The sequence below is a fragment of the Phyllobacterium sp. 1468 genome, from assembly GCF_031455525.1.
GTDB lineage: Bacteria > Pseudomonadota > Alphaproteobacteria > Rhizobiales > Rhizobiaceae > Phyllobacterium.
Genome location: NZ_JAVDSX010000004.1, coordinates 244,483 through 266,765 on the forward strand (window position 1 = coordinate 244,483; position 22,283 = coordinate 266,765).

The 22,283-nt window shown below is 56.3% G+C and carries 20 protein-coding genes and 1 pseudogene; 12 read left to right on the forward strand and 9 right to left on the reverse strand.

Translation table 11 applies throughout. The features are described from left to right. Positions 1-92: 92 nt before the first annotated feature. Together J2X72_RS13200 and J2X72_RS13205 are read left to right on the forward strand one after the other, a co-directional pair. On the forward strand, positions 93-857 hold the full coding sequence (locus J2X72_RS13200; RefSeq protein WP_310072578.1) for an SOS response-associated peptidase: 765 nt from the start codon (positions 93-95) through the stop codon (positions 855-857). A 36-nt stretch (positions 858-893) separates the two neighbouring features. Continuing rightward, positions 894-1,508 carry a LysE/ArgO family amino acid transporter gene (locus J2X72_RS13205; RefSeq protein WP_310072579.1) on the forward strand — a complete coding sequence of 205 codons (615 nt, stop codon included), beginning with the start codon at positions 894-896 and terminating at the stop codon, positions 1,506-1,508. Here the strand turns inward: J2X72_RS13205 and J2X72_RS13210 are convergent. Next, positions 1,485-1,652 (reverse strand): hypothetical protein, encoded by a 168-nt coding sequence (locus J2X72_RS13210; RefSeq protein ID WP_310072581.1) that lies wholly within the window; start codon positions 1,650-1,652, stop codon positions 1,485-1,487. The two genes, J2X72_RS13205 and J2X72_RS13210, sit on opposite strands and share 24 nt — an antisense overlap. Positions 1,653-2,027: 375 nt before the next feature. On the opposite strand from J2X72_RS13210, the gene cysS reads away from it, so the two are divergent. The 4 genes from cysS to rarD all read left to right on the forward strand — a co-directional run bounded on the left by cysS (position 2,028) and on the right by rarD (position 6,689). Further along, the gene (gene cysS, locus J2X72_RS13215; protein WP_310073037.1) at positions 2,028-3,476 is read left to right on the forward strand and encodes a cysteine--tRNA ligase; all 1,449 of its coding nucleotides are present in this window, start codon (positions 2,028-2,030) and stop codon (positions 3,474-3,476) included. Further along, the gene (locus J2X72_RS13220; RefSeq protein ID WP_310072583.1) at positions 3,473-3,979 is read left to right on the forward strand and encodes a GFA family protein; all 507 of its coding nucleotides are present in this window, start codon (positions 3,473-3,475) and stop codon (positions 3,977-3,979) included. The genes cysS and J2X72_RS13220 overlap by 4 nt, the downstream gene beginning before the upstream one ends. Beyond that, on the forward strand, positions 3,976-5,589 hold the full coding sequence (cimA, locus tag J2X72_RS13225) for a citramalate synthase (RefSeq protein ID WP_310072586.1): 1,614 nt from the start codon (positions 3,976-3,978) through the stop codon (positions 5,587-5,589). The genes J2X72_RS13220 and cimA overlap by 4 nt, the downstream gene beginning before the upstream one ends. A gap of 122 nt (positions 5,590-5,711) precedes the next feature. After that, positions 5,712-6,689, forward strand: a complete 978-nt coding sequence (gene rarD / locus J2X72_RS13230; protein WP_405044706.1) for an EamA family transporter RarD — start codon at positions 5,712-5,714, stop codon at positions 6,687-6,689. Here the strand turns inward: rarD and J2X72_RS13235 are convergent. Continuing rightward, on the reverse strand, positions 6,686-7,699 hold the full coding sequence (locus J2X72_RS13235) for a CorA family divalent cation transporter (protein ID WP_310072588.1): 1,014 nt from the start codon (positions 7,697-7,699) through the stop codon (positions 6,686-6,688). The genes rarD and J2X72_RS13235 overlap by 4 nt on opposite strands. 17 nt (positions 7,700-7,716) lie before the next feature. Further along, the gene (locus J2X72_RS13240; RefSeq protein ID WP_112527829.1) at positions 7,717-8,322 is read right to left on the reverse strand and encodes a TIGR00730 family Rossman fold protein; all 606 of its coding nucleotides are present in this window, start codon (positions 8,320-8,322) and stop codon (positions 7,717-7,719) included. Positions 8,323-8,496: 174 nt separating this feature from the next. Between J2X72_RS13240 and J2X72_RS13245 the strand changes: the two genes are divergently transcribed. The 6 genes and pseudogenes from J2X72_RS13245 to J2X72_RS13270 all read left to right on the forward strand — a co-directional run. Then, the gene (locus J2X72_RS13245; RefSeq protein ID WP_310072591.1) at positions 8,497-9,744 is read left to right on the forward strand and encodes a LysM peptidoglycan-binding domain-containing protein; all 1,248 of its coding nucleotides are present in this window, start codon (positions 8,497-8,499) and stop codon (positions 9,742-9,744) included. Positions 9,745-9,834: 90 nt separating this feature from the next. Further along, a complete protein-coding gene (locus J2X72_RS13250) occupies positions 9,835-10,206 on the forward strand; it encodes a metalloregulator ArsR/SmtB family transcription factor (protein ID WP_310072593.1) in 372 nt (123 codons plus the stop codon). A gap of 2 nt (positions 10,207-10,208) precedes the next feature. After that, entirely contained in the window at positions 10,209-12,095 is a 1,887-nt protein-coding gene (locus J2X72_RS13255) for an ABCB family ABC transporter ATP-binding protein/permease (protein WP_405044707.1), read from the forward strand. A gap of 105 nt (positions 12,096-12,200) precedes the next feature. Next, complete coding sequence (locus J2X72_RS13260; RefSeq protein ID WP_310072595.1) at positions 12,201-12,899, forward strand: phosphatidylserine decarboxylase; 699 nt, start codon at positions 12,201-12,203, stop codon at positions 12,897-12,899. Positions 12,900-12,909: 10 nt separating this feature from the next. After that, positions 12,910-13,752 (forward strand): CDP-diacylglycerol--serine O-phosphatidyltransferase, encoded by an 843-nt coding sequence (pssA, locus tag J2X72_RS13265; protein WP_405044708.1) that lies wholly within the window; start codon positions 12,910-12,912, stop codon positions 13,750-13,752. Between the two features lie 999 nt (positions 13,753-14,751). After that, a pseudogene (locus J2X72_RS13270) lies at positions 14,752-14,949 on the forward strand (helix-turn-helix domain-containing protein); the annotation flags it as partial. A gap of 5 nt (positions 14,950-14,954) precedes the next feature. On the opposite strand, the gene J2X72_RS13275 reads toward J2X72_RS13270, so the two are convergent. The 6 genes from J2X72_RS13275 to J2X72_RS13300 all read right to left on the reverse strand — a co-directional run bounded on the left by J2X72_RS13275 (position 14,955) and on the right by J2X72_RS13300 (position 22,067). Beyond that, positions 14,955-15,707 carry an SDR family NAD(P)-dependent oxidoreductase gene (locus J2X72_RS13275; RefSeq protein ID WP_310072597.1) on the reverse strand — a complete coding sequence of 251 codons (753 nt, stop codon included), beginning with the start codon at positions 15,705-15,707 and terminating at the stop codon, positions 14,955-14,957. 9 nt (positions 15,708-15,716) lie between these two features. After that, positions 15,717-17,210 (reverse strand): amidophosphoribosyltransferase, encoded by a 1,494-nt coding sequence (gene purF, locus J2X72_RS13280; protein ID WP_210002056.1) that lies wholly within the window; start codon positions 17,208-17,210, stop codon positions 15,717-15,719. Positions 17,211-17,355: 145 nt separating this feature from the next. Beyond that, the gene (locus tag J2X72_RS13285; protein WP_310072598.1) at positions 17,356-17,961 is read right to left on the reverse strand and encodes a CvpA family protein; all 606 of its coding nucleotides are present in this window, start codon (positions 17,959-17,961) and stop codon (positions 17,356-17,358) included. A 41-nt stretch (positions 17,962-18,002) separates the two neighbouring features. After that, positions 18,003-19,403 (reverse strand): DNA repair protein RadA, encoded by a 1,401-nt coding sequence (gene radA / locus J2X72_RS13290; RefSeq protein WP_310072600.1) that lies wholly within the window; start codon positions 19,401-19,403, stop codon positions 18,003-18,005. Further along, the gene (gene alr / locus J2X72_RS13295; protein ID WP_310072603.1) at positions 19,403-20,569 is read right to left on the reverse strand and encodes an alanine racemase; all 1,167 of its coding nucleotides are present in this window, start codon (positions 20,567-20,569) and stop codon (positions 19,403-19,405) included. Before alr ends, radA begins: the two co-directional genes overlap by 1 nt. Before the next feature lie 4 nt (positions 20,570-20,573). Next, positions 20,574-22,067 (reverse strand): replicative DNA helicase, encoded by a 1,494-nt coding sequence (locus J2X72_RS13300; protein ID WP_210002062.1) that lies wholly within the window; start codon positions 22,065-22,067, stop codon positions 20,574-20,576. Between the last annotated feature and the right edge of the window lie 216 nt (positions 22,068-22,283).

The following is a 22,283-nucleotide window of genomic DNA, read 5'->3' on the forward strand; positions in this document are numbered from 1 at the left end:
AGGTGGTAAGCGACGTTTTGACAAGGCCACCTTGACCCTGCATCGCAAATGCGGATGATCGCCACTCCCAAAACAAATCGGGCATTGACTGCATGTGCGGACGTTTTTCACTCCTCAGTACGCCGGAAGATATCGCGGCCTATCTCGCACTGATGGAGATCGAAGCGTTTCCTCCACGCTATAACATCGCGCCGACTCAGCCGATCCTCATGGTGATCGCTGGTGAAACACCGCCGCCAGGCAGCAACCGGCCTGATCGCAAGGCGCTTCTGGTGCGGTGGGGCTTTATTCCCGGTTGGGTAAAGGATACGGCAAATTATCCATTGATGATCAATGCCCGTTCGGAAACCGCAATTGAGAAGGCATCGTTCAAGACCGCAATGCGTCACCGCCGTGCGCTAATCCCGGCTTCGGGTTTCTACGAATGGCGGCGGGACGGCAACAGGAAATCGCAAGCCTATTGGATACGCCCCCGCAACGGTGCAACGATCGCATTTGCTGGTATCTATGAACCGTGGGCGAATGCTGAGGGCTCCGAAATAGATACCGGTGCGATCCTTACGACAAGCGCCAGTGAGGATCTGCGTTTCATCCACGACCGCATGCCCGTTATCATAGAGCAGAAAGATTTTACGCGGTGGCTCGATTGCAAGACGCAGGAACCACGCCATATCGCCGATCTTCTGCGGCCTGCGCAGGCGGATTTCTTCGAAACGATCCCTGTGTCGGACAAGGTCAACAAGGTTGACAACACAGGTCCGGAGATCCAGGAGCGGTTCGTCGAGACCTTAGCCGAAGCTAAAAAGCCGGCACGCGTCAAACCGCAGGAGCCTGACAACCAAATGAAACTTTTCTAGGCTCTTAAACCAACTATTTTTCAGGATATCTACGCGATGTTTTCTGCCGCTCTTTCCGGTTTCCTTCTTGGTGCGTCCCTTATTATCGCAATCGGCGCGCAGAACGCTTTCATATTGCGGCAGGGACTGCTGCGAGAACACGTATTCCTCTTAAGCTTGATTTGCGCTCTGTCCGACGCCCTGTTGATCACGGCGGGCGTCGCTGGCCTTGGGACCCTGATCGCACAATCGCCCAAACTCATCTCGGTCGTGACGCTGGGCGGTTCCGCATTCCTGTTCTGGTATGCTTCGGTTGCCTTCCGGCGCGCGCTCCACCCTGAAGTACTGAAAGCTGCGAACGCCGGCAACGGCAATTTGAAAGTCGCGATCGGCACCGTTCTGGCGCTGACCTTTCTCAACCCGCATGTCTATCTTGATACCGTCGTTCTGCTTGGCGGCCTGTCGGCACGCTTTGAAGGTTGGAACCGTGCGGCCTACGGCGCAGGCGCCTCGCTCGCGTCCTTCATATGGTTCTTCGGCCTCGGCTATGGTGCGAGGCTTTTGCAGCCGATTTTTGCCAAGCCAGCCGCATGGCGCGTACTTGACGTTTTGATCGGCCTCGTCATGGCCGGCATTGGTCTAAGTCTGTTAGTCCGTTTCCTGAACAACTGAAGCAAACTTCAATTGTGGGCGTTGGCGAACGGTACTGAGAACGGCTGCAAGGATCGCGGCTGGCCCGATTGCGCGGTATTGTGAGGTGAGATGGTCGGCACGAGCGCTTTCGCGCGGCTTTGCCGTTTGCTGGGTGTCGGTCATGGTTATTGTCCTCTCTATTCCCCTAAAGTCTAAGGCATCAGGATTCCCGTTCAAATTGGCCGGAAAGAAGGCACTTTCCGGGAGGATTTTGGGCTATTCGGTTAATTTGGATTAACCATCGGAAAGTCGACAAAAATGCAACACCACCTCTTTGGTCGGGGGCGCTTGACGATTTGCCCGCACTCGATCATAACTGCGCGCATGAAAACGTCGCCCGTAACGATTATTATTACCTGTCGGATGATTATCAGCTAGCGCTCGCTGGCCCGGCCGTTTTCGTCTCAAAAATCCTGATAAAGATGCAAAACGCACCGGTCGCCAGACCAGCGCGATGATATGCGTTTTGACAATGAACCCCGTTTTGAGATCCAGGACATGCCGCAGGAACTGAAACTGTACAACACGCTCACGCGCACGAAGGAAAGCTTTGTGCCGATCGATCCGGATAATGTGCGCATGTATGTCTGCGGCCCGACCGTCTATGACTATGCGCACATCGGCAATGCACGGCCGGTTATCGTCTTCGACGTGTTGTTTCGGTTGCTTCGTCACATCTACGGCGAAAGCCATGTGACCTACGTGCGCAACATCACCGACGTCGACGACAAGATAAATGCGCGGGCGGCCCGCGATTATCCGGACTTGCCGTTGAATGAAGCGATCCGCAAGGTCACTGAATTGACCAACAGGCAATTCCAGGCCGACGTGGCAGCGCTCGGCAATCTGCAGCCTTCGTCTCAACCGCGCGCGACCGAATATATTGCTGAAATGGCGGCGATGATCGATCGCCTCGTCGAGCGTGGCGTCGCCTATGTCGCCGATGGTCACGTCTTGTTCTCGCCATCGGCTATGAATGCCGCCAAAGGCCCGCGTTACGGGTCGCTCTCCCGCCGCTCATCTGACGACATGATTGCTGGTGCGCGCGTCGACGTTGCCTCCTACAAACGTGACGAGATGGATTTCGTTCTGTGGAAGCCCTCCAGGGAAGGGGAGCCCGGCTGGCCATCTCCTGCGGGCATCGCTGGTCCCGGTCGCCCTGGCTGGCATATCGAGTGCTCGGCCATGTCGATGGCGAAGCTGCTTGAACCATTTGGGGGCGGGTTGCAATGCGACGATCCGATGAAGAACATTTTCGACATCCACGCCGGAGGCATCGATCTGGTGTTCCCTCATCATGAAAACGAGCTTGCCCAGTCCTGCTGCGCCTTTGGCACCGACCGGATGGCCAATGTCTGGATGCACAACGGTTTCCTGCAGGTTGAAGGTCAGAAAATGGCCAAAAGCACCGGTAATTTCGTGACGATCCATGAGTTGCTGGAGACAGACACGTTTGGCGGCCGCAAATGGCCGGGCGAGGTGCTGCGCCTCGCCATGCTCATGACCAACTATCGCGAGCCGATCGACTTCAGTGTCAGAAAGCTGGAGGAGGCAGAGAATATCCTCGCCAAGGCCCGCGAATATGCGGGCGGTGCCAGCATCGGAGTAGTTCCGGATGAGGCGATCAATATCTTGTCTGACGACCTCGCAACGCCAAACCTGATCAATTGGCTGGCATCGATCAGGAAGTCGCGCGTCCTCGATCCTGAGGCTTATCGCGCTGTGTTCGCGCTGCTGGGCATTGATCTGAGCATAGAAAGCGTCTCACGCGAGCTGGAGAATGAAATCCAAGCTAAGATCCGCAATCGCCTGTCATTGCTTGCGGCCAGGAGTTTCCCTGAGGCTGACCGCATCCGTGATGAATTGCTGGAAAAAGGCATTCAATTGAAGGATGGAAAAGATCCCGCAACCGGCGAACGCGTCACGACCTGGGAGATGAAGCGATGAGTCTGGATAACAAGCCCGTCTACACTGGCGGTTGCCAATGCGGTGCGATCCGTTTTCGCGTGGAGGGTACCCTCGGTGATGCATCGATCTGTCATTGCCGCATGTGTCAAAAAGCCTTCGGCAACTTTTTCGCGCCCCTGACCTCAGTGCGCGGCACTCATTTTCAGTGGACTCGGGGCGAGCCCAAGCGGTTTCAATCGTCTAATCACGTCAAGCGCGGCTTTTGCGGAAACTGCGGAACGCCGCTCACCTATGAAGCACCGGACGGCACGGCACTTGCTATCGGTGCGTTCGATGAACCTGAAGAATTGGCGCCCACCGTTCAGTGGGGTATCGAAGACAAACTGCCTTACGTCGATGATCTGTCCAAACTTCCCGGATACACATCTGACAGCGACGCGGAGTCGGTAGAATTCCTGAAAACGATGGTATCCTACCAGCACCCCGACCATGACACGGAGCAGTGGCCGCCATCGGGGTCGCGAGGGGAGGCGGGCGAGTGACAAAGGAACGGATCTATCTCTTCGACACGACATTGCGCGATGGCCAGCAAACGCCGGGTATCGACTTTTCAGTCGAGGACAAGAAAGTCATTGCATCCATGCTGGACGAGTTCGGCTTCGACTACGTCGAGGGCGGCTACCCGGGAGCCAACCCGACCGACACGGCCTTCTTCGCCGAAAAGCGCACGAAGCATGCAAAATTCGCAGCTTTCGGCATGACCAAACGCGCCGGCGTCTCGGCCTCCAATGATCCCGGACTTGCAGCGCTCATCCGTTCGCCGGCCGACAGCATATGCTTTGTCGCCAAAAGCTGGGACTATCATGTCCGCGTAGCGCTCGGCTGCACGAATGCGGAAAACCTTGACTCCATCGACGCCTCCGTTCGTGCCGCCGTTGACGCGGGCAAGGAAGCCATCGTCGATTGCGAGCATTTCTTCGATGGGTATAAAGCCAATCCGGAATACGCGCTGGCCTGCGCCAAGACTGCCTACAGTGCCGGCGCCCGCTGGGTCGTGCTGTGCGATACCAATGGCGGCACCCAGCCCGGGGAAGTCGCCGAAATCGTCCGTGCCGTCACAAAATTGATCCCCGGTGATCATCTTGGCATTCACGCGCACAACGATACGGAGCAGGCAGTTGCCAATTCGCTTGCTGCGATCGATGCAGGCGTCCGCCATGTGCAAGGCACACTCAACGGTATCGGCGAGCGTTGTGGCAACGCCAATCTCGTGACGATCATTCCGACGCTCATGCTGAAACCCAATTGGTCGAAGCGTTTCGAAACGGGCATCAGCCTGGAGAAACTCCAGGGTCTCTCCCGCCTTTCACGCAGTTTCGACGAATTGCTCAACCGTGCACCCAATATGCAAGGCGCGTTCGTCGGTGCATCGGCATTTGCGACCAAGGCCGGTATTCACGCGTCGGCCTTAGTCAAGGAACCGGCGACATATGAACATGTACCACCGGAAACTGTCGGCAATCGTCGCAAGGTCATGGTTTCGGACCAGGGCGGCAAATCGAATTTCATCAACGAACTTGAACGTCGTGGCATTCCGGTGGCCAAATCGGATCCGAGGCTCGATACCTTGATCGCCCTGGTCAAGGAACATGAGTCCGAGGGCTATGCCTATGAAGGCGCTGACGCCAGTTTTGAGCTCTTGGCGCGACGGACGCTTGGCACTGTGCCGGAGTTCTTCAAAGTTGACTCATTCCGCTGCATGGTCGAGCGGCGTTTCGATGCAAATGGCAATATCAAGACCGTCTCGGAGGCCGTTGTCCGTATGGAGGTCGATGGTGAGACGCGGATGTCCGTCGCTGAAGGGCATGGACCGGTCAATGCACTCGATCTGGCGTTGCGTAAGGACATGGGCCGCTATCAGGACGAGATCGCTGATCTTGTGCTCGCTGATTTCAAGGTACGCATATTGAATGGCGGCACCGAGGCCATCACACGCGTGCTCGTCGAGTCGACCGATTCCAGCAATGTGCGCTGGTGGACGGTCGGTGTTTCGGACAATATCATCGACGCATCCTTCCAAGCATTAATGGACTCCATTGTCTATAAATTGATGAAAAATCGGGATTTGGCGGGAAAAATAGCAGCTGAATAGGGAATTCTGTTCCATTTCAGGTAAGATTTATCCAAAATTGTGCGAAAACATCAAACGGCTTGATCGATTGATCAGTCGAATTCAATAGACGGCATGCCGCGCGCGGACTACGACTTCGCACCATGACCCAACAGATTAATAGCAATCGAGCAGTCGCTGGCGACGATACAACATCCGATGCTTTCATTGGAATGTCGGATGCCAAGAAGGGATTTATTTTCGCTCTTTGTGCTTATCTGTTGTGGGGCATCCTGCCGTTCTATTTGAAATCGGTCGCGCATATACCGGCGCTGGAAGTGGTGGCCCATCGCATTGTCTGGTCGGTTCCCATTGCCGTGGTACTGCTATGGTGGCTTGGGTTGCTCGGCGATCTGAGGGTAGCCTTCACGACCCCGCGCATGCTGGCGATGGCCATATTGACCGCCAGTCTGATCACCGTGAACTGGGGCACCTATGTCTGGGCCATCGGCAACAATCACACTGTAGATACAGCGCTGGGCTATTACATCAATCCGCTGGTGAATGTGGTCCTTGGCGGCATCTTCTTGTCCGAACGTCTTTCGAAAGCACAAATGGTTGCCATAGCTTTGGCCGCATGCGCGGTCATTCTGCTGACCGTGTCGTCCGGTGGTCTCCCGTGGATTTCACTCGTCCTCGCGTTCAGCTTTGGCTTTTATGGTTTCTTTCGCAAAACCTTGCCGATCGGCGCCATACAGGGTTTCACACTCGAGGTTCTGATACTTTCCGTTCCATCGCTCGGGTTCATAGCCTGGACCCTGACGCAGAACACAAGCCACTTCATCAACGGCGCACCGCACGACGCGGGTATGTTGCTGTTTGCAGGTCTTGCAACCGCCGTGCCGCTTATCTTCTATGCCCTCGGCGCCAAGCTCCTGCGCTATACGACCATTGGTTTGATGCAATATATTGCGCCGACGATTGTGTTCTTCATTGCAATCTTTGTCTTCGACGAGCCGTTCTCGCATGTACAGCTAATTGCATTCGGTCTGATCTGGTCAGCCCTTGCGATCTACACCTGGTCAATGGTGCATGAGGCGCGAAAGCTGCGATTGGCACCGGCGCAGGCAAAACTTGCCTAGTTCCGCGATCCGCCGATCTTTCTCACGACGAGATAAACCATTCCAGAAATACCGAGTGCCAAGGCGGTAATCAGCCAGAACCCGTGTGTACTGCCCGCAAGCGGCAGTCCACCGGTATTCATGCCGAACAGCCCGCTTATGACAGTGCTTGGCAAAAGGACCGCGGTCATCACCGACAAGACATACAGAAACCGGTTCGACTGATCCGTGAGTTTCGCCAGGAGTTCGTCCTGGAGCAGGCGTGCACGTTGCTGCAATTGTTCACCTTCCGCGTGCAACGTTTCGGCCCGGCGTGACAAGCCTTCTATCAGATCGTCCAATTCTTCGGGGAACACCCGGCGATCGGCGTGATCGATATGACGGAACAGTCCTGTCGCAGCCGTGAGGTAGCGATGAAATACAACGATCTGACGCCGGACGGGCACGAGACGTTCCCGTTCGCCCTGCCAGTTCTCGCCGACGATATGATCCTCGATGGAATCCAGGGTTTCGGAGAGTTTGGTGATCTCTATTTTTAGAAGATCGAGAAAACGGCGGAAGATGGCGTTGAACAGGGCGATTGGCGATTTCGGCTTTACCTTGCCGCCGAGAATAGCCTGCCGGACATCGTCGACCGATTGGAGGGGGTGACGGCGTCCGCTGATGAAGAATCGCTCATTGAAAGCGAAGCGGAAATAACCAAGCTCCCGCGGATCCCCATAGTGCTTGTGCTGCAGGTCCGGCAATTCACCGTAGAGCCAGCCCTCTTCATAGGTAATCTGATACTGATCGCCGGGGGAGAGCAATGCTTCCCGCACAACTTCCGGCAGGCTTTCGTCAGTTTCGAGATTGCGCCTCGCCCGCGCATCGGCAAGGCCATAGCTTTTCCAAATCCAGGTACTTTCTGCTGCTCCGGCGTATGCGGATGGCAATAATGTACCGTCGTCGCGGAAGCTGTGGGCGATGACAAACTCATCACTTTGGATGAGGGGTGCGTTGCTTGAGGGATCGGGGGTAATATTATCCGCCATGAGATCCCTTTTACTTGCTATAGCCGCTCTATAATTGCTTCATTGCCTTCCCGGTCACCTCGTGCAGCAGCGTTGAGGATGGCGGGTACGATATCCTCCGGCTTCTCTACCACAAGCGGATTGACCAAATGTGACGTGTGCACGAAACCCTCGGCTTTCATATGCTCGATGAGAGCCAGCATAGGATTCCAAAATCCGTTGATGTTGGCAAAGACCATAGGCTTTCGATGACGGCCGAGTTGTGCCCACGTCATGATCTCGACGATCTCTTCCACAGTGCCGATACCGCCGGGCAAGGTAACGAACGCGTCCGAGCGCTCGAACATCTTGTGCTTGCGCTCATGCATGTCTTCGGTAACAATAAGCTCTGAAAGCTGGCCAAGCGCGTGTTCAGTGGCCTCTTTGTTCATCAGGAATTTCGGAATAATTCCTGTGACTTTGCCACCCGCAGACATGACTCCGTCTGCAACTGCGCCCATAATGCCTTTGGTGCCGCCGCCATAGACGAGCTCAAGCCCGTGCTCAGCAATCGTTTGGCCGAGAAGCTTGCCGCTTTGTTTGTAAATCGGGTCGCGGCCCGGCGAGGAGCCGCAATAGACACAAATGGATCGAATCTTGCTCATACAATGAGTGGTGCCTTGCACATCACAAAACGTCAAGTCGGTACAAGTGCGAGACAAAAGTTTCATACGCCGGCTTTATGGATACGTCGAAAGAATGGGTCTGAATCTAAAGGGTTTTCTTGTAGCTTTGGAGAAAAGGCGGTAGAGCAAAAGGAACAATAGGATCGGGGAACGATGTTCGAGAGTAAATTTGCGATTTTGGGATTTGGTACTGTCGTTGCTGCCGGCCTTGTTGCAGCCTATGTTGGCCTGATGCCGGGCAAGCCCGTTGTGGAGCAACCTGCCCCTGTCATGAGTGGAACGGTGCAGACACAGCCTGCAGCGCCCTCGGCAAAATCCGAACCTCAAATTCAGTCCCTGACAACCGTACCGGATGCAGACGTTGCTTCCGGACAGGTTTCGGCTCCGCCGCCAGCGACGGCAAATAATGGTGCGCCAACTTTTGACGTTCTGCGTGTCGATCCCTCGGGCACGATCGTTATCGCCGGCAACGCCGCAAAAAATGCGACGGTTGACCTTTTGTCGCGCTCAAGCGTCATCGGCACGACCAAATCGACTGAGAATGGTGATTTTGTCATCGCACTGGATAACCCGCTGAAGCCGGGCGACTACCAGCTTGTCTTGCGTTCGACAACACCAGAAGGCAACGCCCTGACTTCGCTTGAGACGGCGATAGTTTCCATTCCAGAGTCAAAGACTGGTCAGGTATTGGCGCTTGTTGAACAATCCGGCCAGCCAAGCCGTATGATTACAAAGCCCGAGCCGGTGGAACCCGCACCTTCATCCGCCAAGCCAACAACCGTTGCGGCACCCAAGGGTGACAAGCCAGGCATTGCTCCTGCAGAGAAAGCGTTGATCACGGTTGAGGCTGTCGAACTCGAAGGCAGCAAGATTTTCGTCGCTGGCAATGCCCAAGCGGGCTCCGCGGTAAAGGTCTACGCAAATTCCACGCTGCTTGGAACGACAAAGACAGCACCCAATGGCCGGTTTTTGGTACAGACTGTTCAGCAGCTGGCTGTCGGAGACTATATCATCCGTGCTGATATGCTGGGCAAGGATGGTGTGACGGTCGTGGCCAGAGCTGCCGTTCCGTTCAAGCGCGAGGCCGGCGAGCGCGTCTCGGCTGTCGCACCGGCGGCTCCGGCTGCGGATACTCAGACCGAGACCGGTGCCATCGCAAGCCAAACCGACGGACAGGCGCCGCAAGTCGCCGATGCGGGCACTCCTCTCCAGAATGTCGATGGATCGGTGATCATCCGCCGCGGTGACAGTCTTTGGCAGATTTCACGCCGTACCTATGGTGCTGGCATGCGCTACACGACCATCTATTTGGCTAACAAGGAACAGATCCGCAATCCGGACATGATTTACCCCGGGCAGATCTTCGCATTGCCAGAAAAAGATAAACCTGTAGTTCAATAGAAAAGACGGGCTGTCGACGCCCGTTTTCGAAAAAAAGAATCGCAATTTCTCCTTGCATCGGAAAATTATATCGTTTATCGCCGATGAACGATGAAACGCACGGGCTCGTTCCAACATCATTGTGATGCCAACACAGCGCGCATACTCGCCGCGTTAGCACATCCGGCGCGCTTGCGCATTATCCGCCAGCTCGCATGCCTTGATGCTTCTTGTTGCAAGGATATCGTCGCCGGGCTTGATCTGGCACAGTCGACCGTATCGCAGCATTTGAAGATCCTCGTCGACGCCGGTCTTGTCCGCTACAAGCAGTCTGGCCAGAGCTCTCACTACAGCATCGATCCGGCAGCGTTTGCCAGTATAGCCGCACGCGTGAACGAGATGGCCCGCCTTTGCTGCTCGCCAGAAACAATCATCGGGGATACGCAAGCGTTGCCCGAACTCGAAATTGTCTTCAAGGATTAATAGTGGCCAACAAAACCGTCTCAGACGAGTCTGGAAAAACCCTTCAGACCATTCGTAATCTCTGGCCCTATATGTGGCCGATGGAACGCCCTGATTTAAGAATGCGGGTCGTCTGGGCTTCCGTGTATCTGATCATCTCTAAGGTGGTGCTGATCCTCGTTCCCTATTTTTTCAAATGGGCGACAAATGCCTTGAACGGGAAATTCGAGGCATCTGATCTGGTACCGGCACTGCTCGTCGGTCCGCTCATGCTCGTGGCGGCTTATAATGCAGCACGTATCGTGCAGGCTGGTTTAAACCAGCTGCGCGATGCACTTTTCGCCAGCGTTGGCCAATATGCCGTACGAAAGCTTGCCTATAAAACCTTCGTACACATGCACGAATTGTCGCTGCGCTTCCATGTGGAACGCCGTACGGGTGGCCTTTCGCGTATCATCGAACGCGGAACGAAGGGCATCGAAACCATCGTTCGCTTCACCATCTTGAATACGGCGCCCACGATCATCGAGTTTCTGATGACGGCGGTGATTTTCGCCGTGACCTATGGAATGTCGTACTTGGCTGTGGTGGTGGCGACGGTGTGGCTCTACACATGGTTCACGGTGAGAGCCAGTGACTGGCGCATCGGCATTCGCCGGGACATGAATGCCTCAGACACGGACGCCAACTCCAAGGCAATCGACTCGCTGCTGAACTATGAAACTGTCAAATATTTCGGCAATGAGACCATGGAGGCCGGTCGTTTTGATGCTGCCATGGCGCGCTACGAGATTTCGGCGACACGCATCTGGACGTCGCTCGGTTGGCTCAACTTTGGACAGGCGGTGATTTTCGGCATCGGCATGGCGATCATGATGATCATGTCGGGCAGGGAGGTGCTTGCGGGCACGCAGACATTGGGTGACTTCGTCTTCATCAATGCGATGCTGATGCAGTTGTCAGTCCCGCTCAACTTCATCGGCTTTATTTATCGCGAAGTGCGTCAGGGTCTGACGGATATCGAGCAGATGTTCGACCTGCTCGACGTCGAGCAGGAAGTGATGGATAGGCCAGATGCCAAGCCCCTGGTGATCGAACGCGGGGCTGTGCGTTTCGACAACGTCCAGTTTGCCTATGATCCCAAGCGCCCGATCCTGAAGGGCGTCAGTTTTGAGGTCCCCGCCGGCAAGACCGTAGCGATTGTTGGGCCTTCCGGGGCGGGAAAATCCACCCTGTCGCGCCTGCTGTTCCGTTTCTATGACATCCAGAACGGCTCGATCACCATCGACGGTCAGGACATCCGTGACGTGACGCAGGACAGCTTGCGATCGGCTATCGGCATGGTTCCGCAAGATACGGTCCTCTTCAACGACACCATCGCGTATAATATCCGCTACGGGCGCATCACTGCGACGGAAGCCGAGATGCGCAATGCAGCGGAGCTTGCACAGATAGGACCTTTTATTGAAACGTTGCCCGAAGGCTATGACGCCATGGTGGGAGAGCGCGGGCTCAAGCTTTCCGGCGGCGAAAAGCAACGCGTGGCGATTGCAAGGACGATTTTGAAAGCTCCGCCCATCCTGATTCTCGATGAGGCGACTTCGGCGCTCGACAGCGCCACTGAACATGAGATCCAGTCCGCGCTCGATCTTGTCAGTCGCAATCGCACGACATTGGTTATCGCCCATCGGCTTTCAACCATCATCGGGGCTGATGACATTATTGTCCTGAAGGACGGAGTGATCGCCGAGCGCGGAACCCATGCGAAACTTTTGGCCAAGAGAGGGCTCTACGCCTCCATGTGGAACCGTCAGCGCGAGGCTACGGAAGCCGAGGAGCGTTTGCGCCGCGTACAGGAGGAGGACGACCTTGGTGTCATCGTGCGTGGAAAGCCCGCTATGCCCGCTTGAATGGTTTGCTCCAGCTGCCAATCTCCGATAAGTAACGCGCGACTTGCCTTGGAGCGCTCGCCGTTTCATGGAAAATGAGCTGCCGGCACAACCAGGAATAAATTAATGAGTCTTGTCGATTCCATACGCAACACCTTGGTGCCTATCCATCGGGAGGGGTATCCCTTCATTGCCGGTTTTGCCGGAGCGACAATTGTCCTCGGCTATTTTTGGGAACCGCTATTCTGGATCGGTCTTATCCTCACCGCTTGGTGCATCTATTTCTATCGCGATCCACAGCGCGTTACCCCGACCGATGACCAGCTCGTGATCAGTCCGGCAGATGGCATCGTGTCGGCTGTCGGACCAGCTATCCCGCCGCGCGAGCTTGGTCTTGGCGACAAGGAGATGACCCGGATATCCGTGTTCATGAATGTCTTTTCCTGCCACATCAACCGCGCCCCAGTACGCGGCCGGATAACGACGATCGTGCACAAGCCCGGCAAGTTCCTCAACGCCGACCTCGACAAAGCCAGTACTGAGAATGAGCGCAACAGCCTTTTGATCGACGGTCCAAATGGTGAGATCGCAGTGGTGCAGATAGCCGGGCTTGTGGCACGTCGTATTGTCTGCTGGGCCGACGAAAACACTGCCATTTCGATCGGCGAGCGGTTCGGTCTGATCCGCTTCGGCTCGCGCGTTGACGTTTATCTGCCGGAGGGCTTTACGCCGCGCGTTGCGATCGGCCAGACTGCCGTCGGCGGCGAATCCGTCATCGCCGAATTCGGTGGCGCGGCAAGCGCTCCGTTGGTCCGGATCAGTTGAGGCAGGGCGCATGACCGAGACCGAAGTCGATCCATTGTTTGACGAGAAGCCGCAGACCGCCGGACCGGTTGGCCGGCGGATTCCCATGCGCTATCTTGCGCCCAATGTCATCACCGTTCTGGCGATCTGTGCCGGACTGACCGGTATCCGGCTGGCCTTCGAGAACCGTTTCGAGCTGGCAGTGTCCATGGTGCTTCTCGCCGCATTTCTCGACGGGATCGATGGACGCCTCGCCCGTATGATGAAGGGTTCCACGAAGTTCGGCGCACAGATGGATTCCCTGGCCGACATCGTCAATTTTGGCGTTGCTCCTGCGCTGGTGCTTTATGCCTATATGCTGGATCAGGCGCGCTCGTTCGGTTGGATTGCGGCGCTGCTGTACTGCATCGCATGTTGCCTGCGTCTGGCACGCTTCAATGTGATGCTTGACGTCGTCGGCAAGCCGCTCTGGCAGAACAATTTCTTCACCGGCGTACCGGCTCCGGCAGGAGCCATGCTGGTCATGCTGCCGGTCTATCTCGGCTTTCTGGGTCTCGCGCCAACGCGTGCGATCGCCTTTGCGGCCGCTGCTTATACCGTTGGGGTCGCGGTGCTGATGATCAGCCGACTGCCGGTCTATAGCGGCAAGGCCGCAGGTACGAGGCTGCGTTCGGATTGGGTCATGCCCACATTCCTGTTCATCGTGGTCTACGTGGCATTCCTGATGAGTTATACGTGGCAAACGCTGACACTTACAGCAATCGCCTTCTTCCTGTCGCTACCCTTCAGTGCGCGAGCGTGGAAGCGCTACGAAGCGGCAGATCGCGCCGCTTTGGCAGCCGCTGAAAGCGCTGGCTCCGGAACCATATCCTGATTTCGGAGCTAATCTGTTTTCACTGCTCGGCTGCGATCAGATTTTTGCGGAAGAAGGCTAGGATATCTGCGTCAAACTGCTTGTGGAAAGCCACGCGATCAAAGCCTGCATGGTCGGTACATAGCTCAGGGTCACCGGAGTTGGATGCCCATAACTGGACTGGAACCGTCACTTTGCCCAAGCCATCGGCGGTGAAGAGGCCATCGCCTGCGGGGTCAACCAATACCGCAGCTTTGATCCGTGCATCACCCGCCAAAGGAGGAGTTGGGGCGCTGCGAATCTGCTCGCAAAAGCGGTTTCCGTCCGAAAAGTCTCTAGAGGTAACCATTTTTGTAGGTTCGTTGTGCAGGCTAGTTGGCGGCGTAGGCCTTTAGTATCCGTTCAAAGGCTTTGCTTATCATGTCGCTCAGCTGCGCATGAATTGCGGCGCGTAATCGCCACCGTCATCGCAAAGTGGATCACCTATCTTTTCAGAAACAATGATGTCGGCAGCGCCCGGTTTGCATTCGGCAAACATGCTATAATGGCTAGCATCTTCGACGACTGTGTACCTCGCATTTGAAATAGCTTTTGCGATCCCGGAGGCTTGAGCGCTCAGGGGATTTTCCCCGGTTTACCGAGATTAATGATATCAACCGGGATTTCAATCTTGGCAAAGCTGCTGAATTCAAAGATTTCGGATGGAGCAGGATCAATTGCCATGGCAAACCGGACGCGTTCATCTCTATTGTCACGATTTGCAGATTCCAAATTCATCGCATGAAGGTCGACTCCGCTCTATCTGACCCACCCGCAAAGTGAAGGATTGAGCAAGTCAGTATCGCAATAGCTTGCCAAAAGTTGTGGATCTATACGAGCACCCGCTATTGCCAAAGCGGAATTACCATCCATGGAAAGACCAAGAGCACCAATTTTGTCTAGATCAAGGTGATTTGGAAGAGTTCATTCTTTTCAATTGTATTCAGGGCTTCCGTCAGATCGGAAGGTCGCAACCATATCTTGAGGGAAGCTTGCCGCTCGCTCGCTGACACGGACGAACCGATCACGCGGATCATGTTTGATGCCGGCTTTCAGACGAAGTCGAACTTCAATCGCGAGTTCCTGCGCGTCACCGGCATGAGCCCGAAAGCGTGGCGTGCCCGGGCTTCTGTCGCCAACGAGAAGACGGAAAAGATCATTCGCCTCGTTAGGTCGTGACCTGGTTAACTCGGGTCGTTATAGCTCAGGAATTTGCCGGTACGTACATCGTAGAGCTTGCCGGTCGCGTTGAGTGCCGGGTCACAGAGCAGGGCGATCTTTTGGGCGACTTCCGCTGGCGTGGGCAAGGTCTCAGGATCTTCGCCCGGCATAGCCTGTGCGCGCATGGCGGTGCGGGTCGCGCCGGGGTCGACGGAATTGATGCAAAGGCGCGTCTGTTGCGATTCCTCGGCCCAGGTCCGAGCCATCACTTCCACAGCGGCCTTGGAAGCTGCGTAGGGTCCCCAATACGCGCGAGCAGTGTGTGCCACGCCCGACGATAGCAGTATAGCGCGACCGGCGTCAGCTAACTTCAAGAGAGGATCGGTGGTGCGGATCAGGCGCCAGACACTCGTAACATTGATTGCCATCAACCGGTCGAAGACTTTTGCCTCCACATGTCCGATTGGCGAAATCGTTCCAAGAATGCCCGCATTGGCGACCATGATATCAAGCCTGCCCCAGCGCTCATGGATGGAACCGCCGAGCCGATCAATGGCAGGCATGTCGGTCAAGTCCAACGGAACGAGCGTTGCGGTTCCGCCTGCTTCCTTGATTTCGTCGTCAAGTTCCTCAAGCCCGCCTACTGTGCGGGCAACGGCAATGACGTGGGCGCCGCGGGCTGCAAGTTCTTTGGAGAGCGAATAGCCGATGCCGCGGGATGCGCCGGTGACAAGCGCGAGCTTGCCGTCCAGCCGAAAACTGCCGTCAGAAATCATAGAGTGAACTCAACCGTTATTTGCGAGAAGCGAGAACTGGCGAACGTTACTCGCCCCGTCCTTGTCGAGAAGCCGCGTCGGATAATCGCCAGTGAAATAATGATCGGTGAAAAGCGGCGAGCGTGGGTCGCGAGGGGCGCCGCTGACAGCCTTGTAAAGCCCGTCGATTGACAGGAATGCCAGGGAATCTGCTCCAATGTATTCGCACATTGCATCAAGGTCCGCATACTGGTTGGCCAGCAGCTTATCTGCGTCGGGCGTGTCGATCCCGTAGAAATCCGGATGGAAGATCATCGGGCTGGCAACGCGGATATGCACCTCGAGCGCACCGGCGTCACGGATCATCTGCACGATCTTGACCGAAGTCGTGCCGCGCACGATGGAATCATCCACAAGCACAACGCGTTTGCCTTCAATGACGGCACGATTAGCCGAATGCTTCAGCTTTACGCCGAAGGCGCGGATCGACTGGGTCGGCTCAATGAAGGTGCGTCCGACATAATGGTTACGGATGATGCCAAGCTCGAAAGGGATACCGCTTGCCTGGGCAAATCCGATGGCCGCCGGAGTACCGCCGTCGGGAACTGGAACCACCACATCGGCTTCGAGTGGGGCTTCCTTGGCGAGATTGATGCCCATGTTCTTGCGGGCAGTGTAGACGTTGCGTCCGCCGACGACCGAGTCTGGACGGGCGAAGTAAACATATTCAAACAGGCAAAGCCGTTCGCGCTTCGGATTCTGCGGCTTGTATGTATCGATGCTGATCGAGCCGTCAGCCTGGATTTCGCAGACAACCACTTCGCCATTCTCGATATCGCGGACGAATTTCGCACCAATAATGTCGAGTGCGCAGGTCTCCGAAGCGAAAATCGGCTTGCCGTCCAGTTCACCCATCACGAGCGGGCGAATGCCGATCGGGTCACGCGCAGCGATAAGCTTGGTGCGGGTGAGGGCGAGCATCGCATAACCGCCTTCCATCTGGCGGATCGCATCGATGAAGCGATCGCTGGATGAGGCGTGGCGTGAACGGGCGATGAGGTGCAGCACGACCTCGGTATCGGAATTGGACTGGCAGATGGCGCCATCGGCGATCAGCTGGCGGCGCAGCGTGAGGCCGTTGGTGAAATTGCCGTTATGGGCAATGGCGATGCCGCCGACCTCAAGTTCGGCCAGAAGCGGCTGCACGTTGCGTAGAACCGTGTCGCCGGTGGTCGAATAGCGTACATGACCGATCGCCCGGTCGCCGGGCAGTTGTGCAAGGGTGGCCGGGTTGGTGTAGTGATCCCCGACGAGACCCATGCGACGTTCCGAACAAAACTGTTTCCCGTCATAGGAGACGATACCGGCGGCTTCCTGGCCGCGATGCTGCAGGGCGTGCAGCCCGAGCGCGGTCAGGGTCGCGGCGTCGGGATGCCCCAAAATGCCAAACACACCGCACTCTTCATGCAGTGTGTCGTCATCCAGGGACATCAATTGATTGTCGTTACGAGAAATGTCGGTCATTGCCGCCAGCCCTTCCGCCCCAAGATTACCTTGGATCGAGTCAATTGTGCCTATATCGCATTATGTCACGTATATGGAGCATTACCAAGTAAACGCCAAGGCCTGATAAATGCCAATATTGACGCAGTTGTGTTCTTCCACTGCATCAAGGCTGGTTTGTCGACCCTTCAGGCGGAATGTCTTCCTTCGGCTCCGGTGTTGTTGTGGCGCCCTCGGGTGCTGCATCCGGAGCCGCCGTCGTACCGGGCTTCAGGCGGTTGAGGATGGTTGATTCCGGGTCCTCAGGCAACAGGCCGATCAGCTTTGTACCCAGTTGATCGATCATCGGCTTGGATTTTGCCTGACCAACCCATGCCGGCTGGTTCTCAGGAACCAACCAATTGAAGAACAGCATGGCGACAACGACGAGAAGAATGCCCCGCGCCGCACCGAAGAGGAAACCCAGTGTACGATCGAGTGCGCCGATGCGGCTGTCGATGATGAAATCGGCAATCTTCATTGTAATGATCGACACGACAATCAGCGTCACGACAAAGACGAGGCCAGCCGCTGCGATCTGCGCAATGGTATCGTTGCTGATATAGGGTGTAAGGAACGGAATCACCGGCTTATAGAAGAGATATGCCGCTGCGGCCGCTGCTGCCCAGGAAACCACCGACAAAACTTCGCGCGAAAAGCCGCGCACCATGGCCAAAACCGCCGAAACGAGAGTGATGCCCAATAGAATTCCGTCAAGCAACGTTATTGGCATTTAAGTTCATCCCCATATTCAGTTTGGCCAATACTATCTGGTCAGTCGTCGCGTTGTCTCTTGTCAGATCCCGATGCCGCAATCCGGGCCACTAGGTCCGGCAGCGAAGCGGTTTCTGTCAGACGAGCATTGCCGTTCTTTGCCACGTCGTTGCTTCCCTTGGGAAGAACAGCCTGTTTGAACCCAAGCTTATCTGCCTCCTTCAGCCTCTGCACAGCATGCGCCACCGGGCGAACCGCACCAGATAAACTGACTTCGCCGAAATAGACGCAATCTGCGGGAAGGGCAATACCGGCAATTGAGGAAACCAGTGCAGATGCAACTGCCAGGTCCGCTGCGGGCTCGGCTATTCGATATCCGCCGGCCACATTCAGGTAAACGTCGTGCTGCCCGAACCTCACGCCGCAATGCGCTTCGAGTACGGCGAGAATCATCGACAGCCGGTTCCCGTCCCACCCGACAACTGCGCGGCGCGGCGTGCCAAGCGTCGAAGGTGCTACCAGCGCCTGGATTTCGACGAGTATCGGACGCGTACCCTCCATGCCGGCAAAAACCGCAGCTCCGGGAGACTTTTCGTTGCGTTCACCCAGGAAAAGCTCGGAAGGATTGGCGACTTCGCGCAATCCCTTGTCCGACATTTCGAACACGCCGATCTCATCCGTCGGACCAAAACGATTCTTGACAGTCCTCAAGATGCGGTAATGGTGGCCGCCTTCGCCTTCGAAATAGAGTACGGCATCGACCATATGCTCGATCACGCGAGGCCCGGCGATCTGACCTTCCTTCGTCACATGCCCCACGAGAACAACTGCAGCGCCGGTCTGCTTGGCATAGCGGATCATGGCTTGGGCGCCGGCTCGCACCTGCGTCACTGTGCCGGGGGCAGAATCGGCGGCGTCTGTCCACAATGTCTGGATCGAATCGATAATGATCAAATCTGGCCGCTTGGAATCGGAGATGGTCGCCAGGATATCTTCGACATTGGTTTCGGCCGCGAGCAGTACGTCGGTATCGGCAGCATGCAACCGCTGGGCGCGTAACCGGATTTGTGCCACCGCTTCCTCTCCCGAAACGTAGACGACACGGTGACCCTGGCGGGCGAGCGCAGCTGCTGCTTGTGTTAGCAATGTGGATTTGCCGATCCCGGGATCGCCGCCGATGAGAATCGCCGAACCGCGGACAAATCCCCCACCTGTGACACGATCCAGTTCGCCGATGCCTGACTGGATGCGCGGTGCATCCTCGATTTCGCCAGAAAGGGTGGTCAGCGCTACTGCCCGGCCTTTGCGTGATGAGAGCTTGCCGGGTCCACTGCCGATACCGCCCGCTGTGCCTTCCTCTACAAGGGTGTTCCACTCGCCGCACTCATCGCACTTGCCGGCCCAACGGCTGTGTACTGCGCCGCAGTTTTGACAGATAAATTGAATTCGTGGCTTTGCCATCAGTCGCTTTCGGATTTGAGATAACGCCGGTGATAGCGATTCCCAAGGCTGGTAAGCAACTCATATCCGATCGTTCCAGCGGCGCGAGCAGCGTCGTCCAACGCAATATTGTGTCCGAAGAGTTCGACGTAGTCCCCTGGGCTGATCGCATCCGCTGGAAGATCGGTGATGTCGAAGGAGGTAAGATCCATGGTGACGCGACCAATAATCGGAACTTTGCTGCCGGCAACAAAGCCTACGCCGCCGTTAGGTACGGCGCCGCGCAACGGCACACCGCTGCCTGATGCGGAACGAAGGTAGCCATCCGCATAGCCTACCGAGCAAACGGCAATACGCGTGTCGCGCGCGAGCGTCGCGGTAGCGCCGTAACCCACGGTCTCGCCCTTCAGTCCAGTGCGGATCTGTACAATGCGTGCTTCCAGCGTCACCACAGGGCGCATGGGATTGGCGGCGGACGAAAGCGGTTCGCCGCCATACATGGCGACGCCGGGGCGGCTCAGCTCATATTCACCTATGGCCGCGTGAAAAATGCCGGGGGAATTTGCAATGCTTGATTCTATTCCTGCAAAAGCCACGCGAAGTTTCTGAAATGATTCGATTTGTTTCCGGTTCAACGCATGCGCCTGATCATCAGCCGTAGCGAGGTGCGTCATCACTAGAACCGGCTTCGGGTTCCGTGGATCGTCCGCGAAAGTCAAGGCTTCCTCAACGGTAATGCCGAGACGGTTCATACCGGTGTCCACGTGCAGCGCGAAGGGAAGCTTGTCCTTTCGACGGGTATTCAGGCGCTTCCACGAACCGAGTTCATGCACCGAGCCAAGAACGGGGATGAGATCCGATTGGCCGTAAGTTTCGAATGCTTCGGCGAAGAACCCGTTGAGCACGAACACGCGCGCGTCAGGCGCGACGGCTTTTACCCGCAGACCTTCCTCAGCCAGCGCGACGAAGAAAGTGCGGCATCCCGCCTGCCACAAGGCCGGTACGACCTGAACAATGCCAAGGCCGTACGCGTCGGACTTGACGACAGCACTGGCCTCTGCGGGTTTCGATTTTTTGGCGAGGAATAGCCAATTGGCGACAAGCGCATCGAGATCGATAGTTAGCCGTCCCCCGGCTAGCCGAGGATCTGCGCCGGTTGTGACGGTTTGGATCTTTTTGGCAGTCAAAGGTTCACTCGAACCGTTCAGGAAGATGCGAATCTTCGGCAAGATCGGTAAAGCGGGTAAATTCCGCCTGGAATGCCAGTCTTACCGTGCCAGTCGGGCCGTGACGCTGCTTGGCGACGATGACTTCCGCTTTACCCGTGGCCTCGTTGAGATCGGCCTGCCACTTGAAATGCTCTTCCGTGCCGACCTTCGGTTCCTTGTTTTTGATATAATATTCGTCGCGATAAACGAAAAGCACAACGTCGGCGTCCTGCTCGATCGAACCGGATTCGCGCAAGTCGGAAAGTTGCGGATGCTTGTCTTCGCGACTTTCCACCTGACGGGAAAGCTGGGAGAGGGCGATGATCGGCGTGTTCAATTCCTTGCCGAGCGCTTTCAGCCCCGTGGTAATTTCGGTAATCTCCTGCACGCGGTTTTCCGACGCACGCTTTGACGAGCCTTGCATGAGCTGAATATAGTCGATGACCAGAACGTCGAGCCCGCGCTGGCGTTTCAGCCGCCGCGCTCGCGCTGCAAGCTGGGCGATCGAAATGCCGCCGGTCTGATCGATATAGAGCGGCACCTTCTGCATATGCTGCGAGCAGGCAACCAGCTTTTCGAAATCGGCTTCGCTGATTTCACCGCGACGGATTTTCGAGGAACTGATTTCGGATTGCTCGGAAATGATACGCGTGGCCAGCTGTTCCGACGACATTTCGAGTGAGAAGAAGCCGACAACGCCGCCATTCTTGGCCTTGAAGGTACCGTCTGCAAGCTGCTCGGGTTCGTACGCCGCGGCAATGTTGAATGCTATATTCGTCGCAAGCGAGGTCTTGCCCATGCCGGGGCGTCCGGCAAGGACAATCAGATCAGACGGTTGCAGGCCGCCCATGCGGGCATCGAGTGCGCGAATACCTGTCGAGATACCGGAAAGGTGCCCGTCGCGCATGAACGCCGCGTTGGCCATGTCGACGGCAGTCTTGACCGCATCGGTAAATGTCTGAAATCCGCCGTCGTAGCGGCCCGTTTCGGCAAGCTCGAACAGGCGCCGTTCCGCATCTTCGATCTGGCCCTGCGGAGCCACGTCAACCGGCGCATCATAGGCTATGTTGACCATGTCTTCGCCGATGGTGATCAGAGCCCGGCGCGTGGCGAGATCGTAGATCGCCCGGCCGTAGTCTTCGGCGTTTATGATCGTCACCGCCTCTGCAGCGAGGCGGGCGAGGTATTGCATTACCGTCATTTCGCCGATTTTGGCGTCAGCCGGCATGAACGTCTTCAGCGTGACCGGATTCGCCATCTTGCCCATGCGAATCATATCCGAAGCGACTTCAAAGATCTTGCGGTGTAGCGGTTCGTTGAAATGAGTCGGTTTTAGAAAGTCGGAAACACGGTAAAACGCGTCATTGTTGACGAGAATGGCGCCCAACAGGGCTTGTTCTGCCTCGATATTGTTAGGGGCTTCGCGGTAAAGCGCGCCTTGAGCCTCGTTGATCTTGCGTACCGTAGCTTCAGCCATTTCATATTTTCCTGTTCTTGGATCACTATGGCCACGGCGTTTTTAACGGCGCAATGCAGAGGCGGAATATACATTTCCATCCACAGCAAGAAGTACAAAACAGGATGTTTACAACTTGACTCAGAGTCACCGATTTGGCGTGTGATTCGCAGGTGACAGTGTATACCCGCAACGCGGAATGTCGCAATTTGGCAGCCATGGAAGCACAAAAAAATC